This is a genomic window from Streptomyces murinus, from assembly GCF_002154555.1.
GTDB lineage: Bacteria > Actinomycetota > Actinomycetes > Streptomycetales > Streptomycetaceae > Streptomyces > Streptomyces murinus.
On record NZ_MUNF01000032.1, the window covers coordinates 18,683 to 31,837 of the forward strand.

Sequence of the window (13,155 nt, forward strand, 5' to 3'; positions counted from 1 at the left end):
CGCGCGCGCCGGGAGGACACGGCAGCGCCTCGGCCGCGTCCTCCAGGTCCGGGGGCCGATCGCTGAGCACGGAGCGCGGCATGACCCGATCCGCTTGTGACGGGCCAGCCCAACTCCGCCTGAATATGGGAGCCTTGGCGAAACGCGAAGACTGAACTGAGTTCGTCGCCGCGGCCGGCTCACGGCTTGCCGAGGTCCCCGCGCCGAGCGATCTCAGGAGACGGGGGAGGTGCCACGCGTGGCATGGGACGAATGGGAACAGCTCAAGTCGGACGCGAAGCAGCGCGGTGCGCATATGCAGCTGAACCAGCTCGCCGTTCCGGACGGAGGGGGAGGCGCGGCCCCCACCGGTGATCTGACCGTGAGCCAGGAGGATCTGAAGGCTGTGGGCGACGCCGCCTACTCGCTGTACACAGACTTCGATCAGTGCAACGACATGGCGCGCATATCGTCGATGAAAGCCGCCGGGGGGCTGACCGATCAAGGCTTCGTCCTGGGCGAGGCCCTCGACCATGTGGCGACACGGTGGGTGGATCAGGTCCAGTCCCTGCTCGACGCGTGCGTGCACATCTATGCGCACCTCGACTTCACCAAGGCCGTTCACCGCGGTGACGAGGAGCGGACCTACGCGACCATCAGCAGCATCTCGACCCTGGACAAGGGCTTTGACCAGCACCGGGGGTACTGATGGATCTGAACGTGCTGCTGAACGGCGATTTCGCGGAACTCGGCCAGGCGATCACCGACTGGGAGTCGATGACGAAGCGGCTCGCCACCCTCGAAAGCAACGCGCGGAACAATCTCAAAGCCAAGGCCGAGAAGGCGCATTGGACAGGCGTCAACGCGACGGTCTCCCGGGAGTTCGTGGCGAAGACAGCGGACGAGTTCACGGACGCGCACACGCAGGCGCAGAGCATCACCAACATCCTGACTGATACCCGCGAAGAGCTCATCAGCTATCGCCAGAATCTTCAGGAGACGCTCGACACAGCGCGAAAGAAGAACCTCACGGTCGTGGACGACGGTTGCGGCATGTTCCACGTCCAGATGATCATCCATCCTGACCGGGCCGCCAAAGGCACGACCGTGCCCGAGCACACCGACGTCGACGAAGACCTGCTCCGCGACGAGGTGAAGCTGATCCTCGGCAAGGCGACGGAGAGCGACAGCTCGGCGGCACGGGTGCTCAAGTCCCTCGTGGACAGCGTCAAGGAGGGCTTCGCGGACTCCGCCTACACGGACCGCGACTCCGCCGTCGCCGCGGAGAAGAAGGCCGCGCAGGACACGAAGGACGCCAAGGAGGCCGCGGGGCTGTATTCCCGGCTCGACGGGCTCGACGACGCGGAGATGAAGCGGCTCCTCCAGCTGACGGAGAAGGGAGAGAACTCGCCGGTCTTCGCGAGTGAGCTGATGAAGGACCTGAACTACCGCGGCCGGGACAGTCAGGAGGGGCTGCTGCTGCTCGCCCAGAACCTGGAGGGCGGCGGGCTGGACGGGAAGATGACGGACACCGAACGCCGGCTGCGCGACGCCCTGTCGGTCAGCCTCGCCACCGCCACGCGCCCCGACGCGCCCCTCGGCCCTGACGGCGGAGTGCCCTCGGAATGGGCGCGGAAGCTCCTGAAGACGGCCCGTGACGGCAACGACCTGCCCCCACAGGCCCCCGGCTGTCTCAGCGGCGGGGGCACCGGCCTGGGGATCCTCACCAAGCTCATGGGCTCGGGCAACTCGGTCTACGACGGCAGCCTGTTGTCGGCCACCGGTGACGAGATCCGCGGCTACGAGACGCACACCAAACATCCGTACGACGGCATCTCCGACAACTGGCAGGGCACTCAAGAGGATCCGATGAGCGGCCTGATGAAGGCCATGAGCCGTAATCCCGCGGCGGCCGAGTCCTACTTCGATCCGCGTCAGAACGACAACCTCCACTACTTCCTCAAGGACCGGGACTGGCCGGGCGGCGATGTCGAGAACAAGATGCCGCAGGATCTGATCGACAGCTCCGCCCGGCATTACTTCGGTGACGCCCTCGAAGCAGCATCGACCGGGCACCCGCCCGGTGTCCGGACTCCGGAGATACCGGCCCATCACGACCCCGCACAGGCGGCGATCTTCTCCGGCGTCGTGACGGCGTACGGCCACGGCATCGCCGGCGACCCGGTGGGCGGCATGCCCGCGGGACTGCGCCACTCGATGGGCGGCATGCTCTCCGACTACATCGGTGACGTCCACGAGATCCTCGGCCAGGAGCGCGACACGCCCACGGACTACAGCGGACTGACCATCCAGAACAAGGATCTGGTCCCTGTGATGCGGGCGATGGCGGAAGACGGCCATGCCTTCGCGCAGGTGCACGATGCCGAGACGTCGTACGTCGCTCAGGAACTCGACAAGTACGACGGCCAGGCGTTCGTGGACAAGAACGCGCCCGGCGCCGACAAGTTGCAGGCGTTCGTGGGCCAGTCGAACTCCGCGCTCGGGCAGATGGACGCGGTGCGCGCGGATGTCATCTACCAGATGGGCGAGGACAAGAAGAGCATCAATGCCTGGAACAAGATGATGTACTACCACCTGATCGGCGCCCCGGTCACCGGCATCCCGCTGGCGGGAGACACGATCCAGCGCATGGTCGACGTAGGTACCGCCGAGTACCAGAACAACCTCAACTCCCAGGTCGACCAGGAGACGCGGCAGCATCTCGCCGATCACTTCTCTGCCGGTCACCAGCAGGTGGACAAGATGCTGGAGCAAGCCGTGCACGACAAACTTCCGCAGAGCCAGTGGCATCTGATGGACCAGGACCCCGGTCAGTTCGAGAACAACCTCCAGGGCGCCGGACTGACCCGCTACCACGACGGCCTGACGAACGGCGTCGGTTACATGGGGAAGCCCGCAGGCTGATGAATCGAAAGAAGAGGACAGGAGTCGTCCTGGCCGTGACGGTGGCGGTGCTGGTGGCCGCGGCCGGGGTCACCGTCGCCGTACTGCGCGGCGGTGACAGCGGTCCGGGCGCTGAGCAGAAGTCCTTCTGCTGGGGGACGCTGAAGCGCGGTGACGTCGCCGCGCTCGGCACACATCCCCTGCACCGGTACGCGTCCGACGAGGGCGACCTCAAGGGGAGCACGCTCGCCACCTGTCAGGTGGGCGCGGGGCTCGACGCGCACGGCGTGATGCAACAGTTGCAGTTCTCGCTCTCCGTGGGCGGCTCACCGAGCGACGACGTCTGGCATCTGGCGGACGACGTGGCAGGGGTCTCGCCCTTCCGGGCACCGCTCACGGGCGTGCCCGGCTGGGTCAACCAGAGCATGGCGGGGGTGCTGCTGCCGGCGTCGTGCTCCGCCCGGCTCCACTTCGGCGGCGCCGCCTACGTCCGGGTGCAGACCCTGGCCGACCAGGACAAGACGTGGCGTGACGGCACCCTGCAACGGCGGATGGCCGATGTCCTGATGACGGCCGCGACGGGGCTCACGCGTCAACTCGGTTGTTCGAGCGCGTCTTTCAAGGCCCCCGCCACCGCTCCGCGGCTGCTCGAAGGCCACGCGCCCGCCTCCGGAGAGGCATGCGGCCTGCCGGGCTTCAGCGTCCCGGCGAAGTACACCGAGCAGTACGCGACCAACGGTGACTTCAGACTCTGGAGCTGCGCGCTGCGCGCGGGAAGCGAGGAGGTGCACTTCACCGTCACCCAGGACCCGTACCTGCTCTGGCTGAACGGCTCCGGCTCGGATCGCCGGTCGGCGACCCTGACGTGTGGCGGCAAGAAGACCCTTGTGCAGACCGGTTCCGAGGACGACGGCCTCGCCCGGAACTTCCGCACGGCACTGGCCCACAAGGCCGACTGCGCTTGACAGCAGAAGGGGTGGGCACCTCCCGCGCGTGCCCACCCCTCGCCCTGCTCACGTCCTTCGACGTACTCGTTCCGCTTTACTCGAAGTAGCTGGCGCCCTTGAGGTCGCCACCGCGGTAGTCACCGCCGGCGGAGTGCACCCGCTGGGTGATGGAGAGCAGCGCCTGGTGGATACCGTTGGCGTGCTGGTCCCACTTCACGGACTTGCGCTGGAACGAGTCGTACGCCTCGCCGCCCCAGCCCTCGGCCACGTCGAGGACGCCCTTCTTCAGCGCGCCGAGGTCTTCCTCGAGCTGCTTGGCCACGTTGCCCAGCTCGGTGGCGAGCGCGTCCATGGCGCCGTACTTGACGGACAGATCCTGGTAGTGCGGAGTGGTCATGTCTTCCTCTTCCTCGGGGGATCGATCCCGGTCAGTACAGGTTCAGCGCGGAGGTGCTCGCGCCCGCGTCGACCTCGATCTTGTTGATCGTCGAGTGGAGCTCGTCCTCGAGCGCGGTCTTGTCCTTCTTGTTGAGGTTGATGCCCTCAAGGAAGTCCTCGAGCATGCGGCCGATGGCGGCCATGTGCTCGTTGATCTCGTGCTGCTTCGTCTTGAACGCGTTGGAGCCGTGGCCCGTCCACTGGGTCTCGATCATGTCGATCGTGCCCTGGAGCCGGCCGAGGCACTTCTTGACCGAGTCGTAGCGGTCGATGACGTTCGTCTGGAGCTTTTGCGCGTGTTCATCTACAAACTTACGGCCGTCGGCCATTGCGGCACTCCCCTTCGTGAGAGCTGTGCTCTTGTTGACTGCGCATCACCGAGTGGTGACGCCTTTCCTGTGAACCGTCAGGCACGTCGGCGCGACCGGATCACGGCGAAGGCCGCGCCACCGATCACCACCAGTGCGGCGGCGGCTCCGACGACGACCCACGTCAGGTTGTTGCCGGACGACTTCGAGCTGGTGTCGGCGGCGGAGGCCTCGCGGCCGGGGGTGGACTTGGCGGAGGCCGAGGGCGAGGTCTTCGGCTTGGCGACCCCGTCCTCCACGGCGAGCGGATCGACGTTCGCCGAGCCGGGGTTGAAGTGGGAGTTCTCCAACACCTTGCGGGGGCGGATGACGCCATAACCGAGATAGCTGCTGGGGGTGTCCTTGGGCCACTGCCGGCTGGCGGTGTCGATCAGTGAGCTGAGGACTTGATTGGCGGTCCAGTCGGGATGGGCGGACCAGATGAGGGCGGCGGAGGCCGAGGCGATGGCCGTGGCGTCACTGGTGCCGTTCACGTGAGAGCAGTACGACTGGAACTTCGCGTTGCACCAAGCGGGCAAGTCCACGCCGGGGGCTGCCAGATCGACGGAGTAGCCGTGGTTCGAAAACTTCCCTACCGTCGCGGTCTTGTCAACGGCAGAGACGCCGACGACATAGGGATAAGAAACGGGGTATCCGGCTTTGTTCGACGACTTGGCGTTGTTCCCGACGGCGGCGAACATCAACTTGCCTTTTGAAGCAGCGTATTTGAACGCTTCCTGCTCGCCGTCATAGGAGATGTCGTCGCCGAAGGACATGTTGATGATCTTGACGTCACTGTCGGCGATAGCCCTGATCACCTTGCGCAACTCGGGCGCCTTGTTCTCCTGATCAAGGCTCATCCCACGGAGCGCGACGCGATACGGCACGATCTTGGCTCCCGGTGCCAGGCCCTTCAGGCCGCCGCCTCGACCGGTACCGGCGATCTCCTCAGCCATCGTCGTACCGTGCCCGCTGATGTCCTGCGTCGCTCCGTGTGCAAGGGCCTTCGGTACTTCGTCGGCCAGTACCTGTCCCTGAAGGGACGGGGTCGACGGGTTGACGCCCGAGTCGACGACGGCGACTTTGACCCCCTTGCCTGTGCTCGTCTTCCACATCTCGTCGGCCTTCATCGCCGACAGGTACCACTGCTGCGACTGGACGTCGGCGGCAGCCGCGCTGGGAGCCAGGCCCACCGGCAGAGCCATCAGTGCGCCGAGCGCTGCACACGCGGCGGTCAGTCGTCTCGTGCTCGCTGACAACATGCCTCTCGTACGTCCTCGCTTCATCTCGTTACTCGGTCTCCGGCGCCTGCCGCCGGCGCGACTTCTTGTCGTCGCGGTCCCGCTTGGAACGTCGGGATGACGAACGTCCCGGCATGTGCTCGTCGTGGTCGGCCGCGCGAGCGCCGTTCCTGGCCGTCGGTGCCTTGCCGTTGGGCGCCCCGACCGCACCGCCGGGGGTCACGGGCCTGCGCGAGGCCTGTCCCTCGGCGCCCTCCGGCTCGGTGGCCCGGATCACTCCGCGCTGACCGGGCCGCTCGACGGCGTGCGGGTCACGTGCGGCGGGCTCACCTCCGATGACCTTGCCGCGCGGCACCCTGGAGCCGTTGACGCCCTTCGCGGAGGGCGTGGTCGGCCGGCCGCCGATGACACCACCGGTGCGCGCCGCACCGGTCGGGCCCGATTCACCGATGCGCTCGCCGGGCACGCCACCGGTCCGGGGCGTTCCGCCGACGATGCTGCGGCCAACCGGGCCCCGGCCCATCGGAGCCTTGCCCATGGGAGACTGCCCCATGGGGGTCCTGCCCATCGGCGACGCCGGGCCGCGCGCGCCCGCCTGACCGGGCACCACGGGCTGCCGCACCCCACTGATGGGGCCGCGCCCCGTGCCGGTTCCGGTTTCCGGTTCCTCGATGGGACGTACGGTCATCCGCGAAGTCCCGACCGGGCCCCGGACGCCGCCCGTTCCACCGCGTGGCACGGGCATGCCCACGTTCGGAACCGTGGGGCCGGTGGGGAAGGGAGAGATCGGTCCCCCACCGCCGCCACCAGGACCGGGCGCGGTCGGCGGCGCGACCGGCACCGTCGGCTTCACGGTGTCCGGAGGCAGAGTGTTGACGCTGTCGATGTTGGTGCCGACGTGCTGGGAAGGATCCAGGTGAACGTGCTGGTCCGGTGGCAAGACCACGTGATGCAGCGTCCGCCCGGGGTCATCCCTCTTCGTGTCCGGCCCGTCCGGAGACGCGACAGAGTACTGACGCGCTGTTCCGCCCGCGGGCAGGTGTGCGGGTTTTGTCTGAGTTCCGCTGTCCGAACCATGACGGGCTTCGCTGCTGCCCTGAGGCACCCCCATGTCCGGCATCTTCCCGAACTTGGGCTCCTCCAGCCCCCGCAGATTCCCCTCCGAGACCGCGTAGTACGACGCCAGGCGGTTCATCTGGGTGATCGCTTCTTGGCGGTGGTTCTCGACGGCCTGGGCCTGGATGCCGCCCGGGTCCAACTTGGCCTGCTCGGCGATCGAGAAGATCTTGGGCCGGTTGTCGCGGGGCGGCATGGAACTGCTCACTGACGCAAGTCCCATGCTGGCCGCGGAGACCTGGGTCGCCACGTTGTCCGCGTAGAAGCCGAGCTCGTACGAGTGGTTGACGAGGTCGCTCGCCCAACTGTGGAACGAGTTGGCCGCCTCGCCGTGCCAGTCGACCCGGCCGATGTGCTCCAAGAGCTCATCGGCGGCGCTCCAGATGGCGTCCCGCGCGTCCCAGAGGCCGTTGGCGGCATTCTCCAAGTGCTCGTGGTTCGCGGACTTCACCATGTCGACCATGTCGTTCAGCTGGTGGCCCTCGAAGTCGCTGACCTGGCAGCCGCCGCCCTTCTTGTTGAGGCTCGGCGCGGCGCACTGGCCGCCGCCCATGGCCGACTTCTCCTGCTTGAACTGCTGGTCGGCCGCCCAGCGATCGAACTGGTGCAGATCCGGCTTTTTGTTGTGGTCGCCCATCAGAAGCCCCCGTCGGCCTTCTTGTCGCCGGTTTGCTTCTTGTGCTGCTGGTCCTTCTGAGCATCGGCGTACTGCTCGTTGATCTTCATGCGGATCTCGTGGAAGCGGCGCCGCTGATCGTCGTCCAGATTGGCGAAACCGATATCCGCGCCATGCACCGCGATCTGCATCGCCTCGATCTGCAGCGTCAGTGACTGGGAGAGCGTCATGAGGCGGTCATGGACCCGCGTGTACTGACTGTGCAGTCCCGTGGCCTCGGGAAATCCACCGTTGCCGCAGAACGACGCGGCGGTGATCGTATGCATCGCCACTTTCTTCGCCGAACCGGGCGAACCCTCGAAAGTCTTGAGCACCGAGTCCACACGCGTCTTGAAGGTCTTCAGGGCCTCCAGACCGACCTTCAGTCCGCCCGTGCCGTCGTCAGGCCGCACGTTGCGCCACCCCCGTTTCCGTCCCCTGCTCGGGGCGGCAGCACTCCCCGAGCGTTCGTCTTCGCAATGGAATCACTGTAGTCAACGGGACTGACACCCCCCAACTGACTTGTGTGACAAGTCTGCTGTAGCCCTGTGACCTTCACGCATCTTTCACGCCGTCGGGCGTCCAGGACCGCCGCCCGCCGTCCGCCGACGCGCGTCCCGTATCGCCACCGCGACCCCCGCGAGCGCGGCCACCAGCACCGCCGCTCCGACCGCGACGTACGTCGCCAGGCGGGTGTTGCGTTCGTCGGCGGTCTCGCCGAGCACCAGCCGGGCCGGGGTCGGGGCCTCGGCGCGGCTGAGGCCCTCGTGGGCGTCGGGCTTCTCGATGGGGTGTTCGTCGTCCGTCAGGGCGCGGACGGGGTCGACGACGCCCCAGCCGACCAGCATGTCGTGCCCGGCGACCGAGCGTTCCGCGGTCTGCTCGATCTGGGCGACGATCTCGTGTGCCGTCCAGTCGGGGTGCTTCGCCTTGATGAGCGCGGCGACCCCGGCGACGTAGGGCGCCGAGAAGCTCGTACCGTTGTCCGAGCAGTGGCCGCCCTTGGGCACGGTGGAGATCATGTCGACGCCGGGGGCGGCGACGCCCACGAAGTCGCCGGACTGGGAGAAGGACGCGCGCTCGTTGTTGCGGTCCGACGCGGCGACCGCCAGGACTCCTGGGTAGGACGCCGGGTAGGTGAGCTTGACGTTGCCGTCGAGGCCGTCGTTGCCCGCGGAGGCGACCACCACGATCTCGTGCGCCAGCGCGTCGTTGATCGCGGTGTGCAGGCCGCCCGCCGGCTGGATGGCGTTCGCGGTGTCCTGGGAGATGTTGATGACCTGGGCCTTCTCCTTGATCGCGTGCTCGATCGCCTGAGCGAGGGTGGCGGCGGTGCCGTCGCCCTCCGCGTCGTTCTGTTTGATGGGGATGATGGTCGCCTCGGGTGCGAGGCCCACGAATCCCGTTCCCGGCATGGGCCGGGCGGCGATGATGCCCGCCACGCGGGTGCCGTGGCCGACGGTGTCCGTCGTGCCGTTCGCCTTGCCGCGGTCGATCTTCTGGCCCTTGCCGTTCTTGTCCGGCAGGAAGTTGGCCCCGCGCGACGCGTCCACCGCGTGGGCGAGCTGGGGGTTCTGGGTGTCCACGCCGGTGTCGATGACCGCGACGCGCACGCCCTTGCCCTTGGACTGGCTCCACAGCTCGTCCAGCAGCACGCGTTGCAGGGCCCAGGGGCGCCCGGGATACACCTTGTTCGGGAAGTTGCACTGGTCGGAGAAGGAGTCGGCGGCGGCGGGCGGGGCCAGGGCGACTGTGGCGGTGCACAGCGTGGCGGCCGCGATCGCCGCGGTACGGAGCAGACGCGGGTACGACACGTGGCTTCTCCTACGAATCCTACGAACCCTGCGGCTGGCTCGCCGCGGTGGTCGACAGGCGGGGGCCGGTCGGCAGGAACACAGACCAGGCGACCGGGATCGGGGCGGGGTCAAGACCGGCGTATCCGAGCCGGGTCTGGGCCAGTTGGGCCTCCTGCTGGAGCTCCTTGCGCTGCTTGTCCGTCATGCCGTACTCGGTGCCCGTGGAACCGCTGTCGGCGTTGGACTGCATGGCGTAGCGCAGGCCCGTGTCGGTGACGAGGAAGACGCCTCCGGCCTTGGTGTCCGTGCCCTGGAACTGGCGGTAGAGCTGGCCGGATCCGGGGGTGACATAGGCGCTCGACGATCCGGTGGGCAGCTCGGCCGGGAAGTCCGTGCCCGCCCAGGTGTTGAGGGTCGTGGTGCCGTTGCCGGAGTCGACGTGGTCGAGGACGTTGCAGACGGTGCCGCGGCTGCCGCTCGTGGTGCCCGCGTCGTTGACGACCTTCGGGGTGAGGGCCGGCCACTTGCGGTCGGCCGCGAAGGCGGTCGAGCCCGGCACGAACGCGCCCGCGCTGACGTCGAGGGCCTTGCCCGCCTGGCCGAGGCCGACGAGGTCCTTGCTGTTGAGGAGCAGCTTGGCGGTGAAGTCGGAGACGGGCAGGACCTTGCCCTGTTCGACGACGTAGAACTGCTGGCGGTCGCCGTCGGGGGCCCGCAGCACCATGCCGACCTTGTTCGCGGCGGCGGGCAGGCTGCCCTGGACGCCGGCGGGCGCGCTCACGCTTCCCTCGATCCTGGGAAACTCGATCGGGTCGCCGGTGTGCAGGGTGTCGAGCCAGTCACGGGAGACGCGTTCGGGCTGCCGGCCGGCGCCGACGAGGGTGCGCAGCAGCAACTCGTCGTTCTTGTCGACCTCGTACGCGATGCCGCGGGCGTCCACGACGTAGCGCTGTCCGTCCGGGGCGGCGACGTACAGGATGTCCCCGCCGCCGAGTTTCTGACGGGCTCCCTCGGTCTTCTTCTTGTCGCGGGCGGCGAGTACGAACGCCGCCTTCTGGATGGCCCTGCCGCCCGCGCCCGGGCGCTCGCAGACGGCCCAGCGCTTGGCGGCGCCGGCCTCCTGGCTGGAGGGCAGGCGGTCGGGGGCGTACGGGATGCCGATGGTGACGCCGTGCGGGATCTTGCCGTTGTCGAGGATCGACTCGTCGACGGTGACCACGTCGCCCTTGCCGTCGGCGAGGAGGAGTTTCGCGGACGCCATGTTGAGCACCGGGTGCAGCTGGGTCTTGCCGTCGGTCTTCAGGACGACGTACCGGGTGGTCGACTTGCTGGCGATGATCACCTTTTCACCCGGGGTGTCCCAGCCCTGCGGTGCGGTCGGGCGGAACATCCCCCAGGCGCCGAACACCGCCATGACGACCACTCCGACGATGGTGCCGGGCAGGACCGCCCGCAACGGCTTGGGGGCGGCTTCCTCCGAGCCGTCGGAGGAGGGCTGCACGAACGCCGCGAGCATGCGCCGCTTCGCAAAGGTGTAGGCGTTGAGTTGATCCCGCCGAGATGCCATCTGCCCCTGATTCTCCCCGTGTGGCCGTCCGGATACCGGTCGAAGACCACTGTCTCCGGCACGCCGTTGTCGGACCGAGCCCCTACTATGCCTGGTGTCCGGCCGGTTCCGTGGAGCGGGTAGGGTACCGGGGCCCTCGTGGGCTCTGCTCAGGGGCCGCATGGCGGGGAGTTGTGAGGAAAATGGGGGGATGAGTTGAGGGCTTCCGGGACGCGGTCTCGTACGCGCCGGCACGGACGGGGAACCGGCCCCTCGACGCCCGGCCCGCAACCGACGGGGACGGATTCGGCGCCGACCCGGGAACAGCGACTCCCGGATCCGGCGGGCCCGGGCGCCCGCCCGACGCTGTCCGGCTCGTTCCGCATGCAACGGCTCGTACTTCCGGAACTCGCACTGGCCACGCTCGTCGTCGGCTGGGTCATCGGCCCGATGGCCCTGGTGCCCGCCGCGGTCGTCGCCGTCCTGCTGGTCGCTCTCGCGTTCGTCCGGCGCCGCGGGCGCTCACTGCCCGAATGGCTGACCACCGCACGGGAGTTGAAGGCCCGGCAGCGCCGTGCCGCGAATACCCCGATACCGCCGGGCACCGAACCCTCGCTGGTCCCCGCGCTCGAATGCGAGCCGAGCCTGCGCACCTACGCGTACGGCGGGCGCGACCGCAGCCCCGTCGGCATCGTCGGTGACGGCACCTTCGTCACCGCTGTCCTTCAGGTGGAGGCCGACGCGACGGCGTTGCGGGCGGAGCGGGGTCGGCAGCCGTTGCCGTTGGGGCTGGTGCGGGACGCGTTGGAGGTGGACGGGATACGGCTGGAGTCGGCGCAGGTGGTGCTGCACACGCAGCCGGCGCCCGCGTTGCATCTGCCGCAGCAGTCGGTGGCCGTCGCCAACTACCTGCCGTTGCAGGAGCAGACCGGGGCCCCGGCCGTGCGGATCACCTGGATCGCGCTCAAGCTGGATCCGGAGGCGTGCGCGGAGGCGGTGGCGGCGCGCGGGGGCGGGCTGCTCGGGGCGCAGAAGTGTGTCGTGCGCAGCGCGGACCATCTGGCGAGTCGGCTGACCGGCGCGGGTTTCCGGGCGCGGGTGCTAGACGAGGAGGAGCTGATCGCCGCGCTCGCCACCTCGGCCTGCGCCAATCCGCTGGTCACCGCGGAGGCGGGGCGCGGTGAGGCACGGGAGCGGCGTACGGAGGAGTCTGGGCGCAGCTGGCGTTGCGACAACCGCCGGCACACCACCTACTGGGTGCGGCGCTGGCCCCAACTGGGCGGCGGGCGCGGCGAATCGCTGCCGCAGCTGGTCGCGCGGGTCACGGCGATACCGGCGCTCGCCACCACCTTCAGCCTCACCCTCGCGCGCGGCGACCGGCAGGAGGTCTCGCTGTGCGGGCATCTGCGGGTGACCGGGCGCAGCGACGACGAACTCGTGGCGGCCCGCCGGGCGTTGGAGGCGGCGGCCCGCAAGGCCGGTGCCGGTCTGGCCCGCCTCGACCGTGAGCAACTGCCCGGCATGCTGGCCACACTGCCCCTCGGAGGTGCGCGGTGACGACGATTCCCACGACTTCCCCCGACCTGGACCGGCAGGCGGCGGACGGCTCCGGGCCGCGCGGCCTGGGCGAGCGGCTGCGGCACGGCCTCGGACTGCTCGGCCCCCGGCACGGCCGGCACGCACTGCCCGCCCAGCTGCTGGACGCGCTCGCGCTGCCCATCGGCGACGACGGGGTGGTGGCCGGGGTGGACGCCGAGGGCCAGCCCGCCGTACTGGGCATCAACCGGCCGACGGCCTACGACGTCGTCCTGATCGGCGGTCTGTGGACCGCGCAGGTACTGGCGCTGCGCTCGGCCGCCACCGGCGCGCGCGTGGCCGTGGAGACCGGCCGGCCGCAGGCCTGGATGCAGATGGTGCACGCCATGGGCGGCGGACAGAACGGACTGTCCGTGTACGACGTCGGGCGCGTGCCCCCGCAGGGCGCCTCGGCCGGTACGCCGGTCGTGGTGGTGCGGGACTGCGGTATGCGGCCTCCGCGCGGCCGGGTGGTGTCCGGGCCCTGGCAGTCGGTGCTGACCCTGCTGCCGTATCTCAGCCCGGTCGCGCCCCGGCTGCTGCGCCAGGCCCGACTCGCCGGTATCCAGCGGGTCTCCCCTGACGAGGCCGCCGAGCTCGGCCGCACCATG

At 69.0% G+C, this 13,155-nt stretch carries 12 protein-coding genes; 5 read left to right on the forward strand and 7 right to left on the reverse strand.

The window, feature by feature from the left end; translation table 11 throughout:
* Positions 1 to 238: 238 nt before the first annotated feature.
* From CCN72_RS02710 to CCN72_RS02720, 3 genes are read left to right on the forward strand one after another with little or no spacing between them, the layout of a single operon-like run.
* Positions 239 to 688: a hypothetical protein gene (locus CCN72_RS02710; RefSeq protein ID WP_086806161.1), complete on the forward strand. Its 450-nt coding sequence runs from the start codon at positions 239 to 241 to the stop codon at positions 686 to 688.
* Positions 688 to 2,904: a DUF6571 family protein gene (locus tag CCN72_RS02715; RefSeq protein WP_086806162.1), complete on the forward strand. Its 2,217-nt coding sequence runs from the start codon at positions 688 to 690 to the stop codon at positions 2,902 to 2,904. Before CCN72_RS02710 ends, CCN72_RS02715 begins: the two co-directional genes overlap by 1 nt.
* The gene (locus CCN72_RS02720) at positions 2,904 to 3,848 is read left to right on the forward strand and encodes a hypothetical protein (protein ID WP_143664028.1); all 945 of its coding nucleotides are present in this window, start codon (positions 2,904 to 2,906) and stop codon (positions 3,846 to 3,848) included. Before CCN72_RS02715 ends, CCN72_RS02720 begins: the two co-directional genes overlap by 1 nt.
* 76 nt (positions 3,849 to 3,924) lie before the next feature.
* Here the strand turns inward: CCN72_RS02720 and CCN72_RS02725 are convergent, their stop codons facing one another.
* From CCN72_RS02725 to eccB, 7 genes are all read right to left on the reverse strand, one after another.
* Complete coding sequence (locus CCN72_RS02725; RefSeq protein ID WP_037654435.1) at positions 3,925 to 4,227, reverse strand: WXG100 family type VII secretion target; 303 nt, start codon at positions 4,225 to 4,227, stop codon at positions 3,925 to 3,927.
* 31 nt (positions 4,228 to 4,258) lie between these two features.
* Positions 4,259 to 4,597, reverse strand: a complete 339-nt coding sequence (locus tag CCN72_RS02730) for a WXG100 family type VII secretion target (RefSeq protein WP_037654437.1) — start codon at positions 4,595 to 4,597, stop codon at positions 4,259 to 4,261.
* 77 nt (positions 4,598 to 4,674) lie between these two features.
* Entirely contained in the window at positions 4,675 to 5,853 is a 1,179-nt protein-coding gene (locus tag CCN72_RS02735; protein WP_425276121.1) for a S8 family serine peptidase, read from the reverse strand.
* Positions 5,854 to 5,905: 52 nt separating this feature from the next.
* Positions 5,906 to 7,609, reverse strand: coding sequence for a glycoside hydrolase family 25 domain-containing protein (locus CCN72_RS02740; RefSeq protein WP_086806165.1), 1,704 nt, complete (start codon positions 7,607 to 7,609; stop codon positions 5,906 to 5,908).
* Complete coding sequence (locus CCN72_RS02745) at positions 7,609 to 8,040, reverse strand: hypothetical protein (protein WP_232985593.1); 432 nt, start codon at positions 8,038 to 8,040, stop codon at positions 7,609 to 7,611. The genes CCN72_RS02740 and CCN72_RS02745 overlap by 1 nt, the downstream gene beginning before the upstream one ends.
* Before the next feature lie 153 nt (positions 8,041 to 8,193).
* Positions 8,194 to 9,441: a type VII secretion-associated serine protease mycosin gene (gene mycP, locus CCN72_RS02750; RefSeq protein WP_244174111.1), complete on the reverse strand. Its 1,248-nt coding sequence runs from the start codon at positions 9,439 to 9,441 to the stop codon at positions 8,194 to 8,196.
* Between the two features lie 19 nt (positions 9,442 to 9,460).
* Entirely contained in the window at positions 9,461 to 10,990 is a 1,530-nt protein-coding gene (eccB, locus tag CCN72_RS02755) for a type VII secretion protein EccB (protein WP_086806166.1), read from the reverse strand.
* Between the two features lie 363 nt (positions 10,991 to 11,353).
* On the opposite strand from eccB, the gene eccE reads away from it, so the two are divergent.
* Positions 11,354 to 12,526, forward strand: a complete 1,173-nt coding sequence (gene eccE, locus CCN72_RS02760; RefSeq protein WP_161222242.1) for a type VII secretion protein EccE — start codon at positions 11,354 to 11,356, stop codon at positions 12,524 to 12,526.
* A gap of 26 nt (positions 12,527 to 12,552) precedes the next feature.
* Positions 12,553 to 13,155 (forward strand): hypothetical protein (locus CCN72_RS02765; RefSeq protein WP_086806170.1); only part of this gene is annotated, 603 nt, incomplete at its 3' end.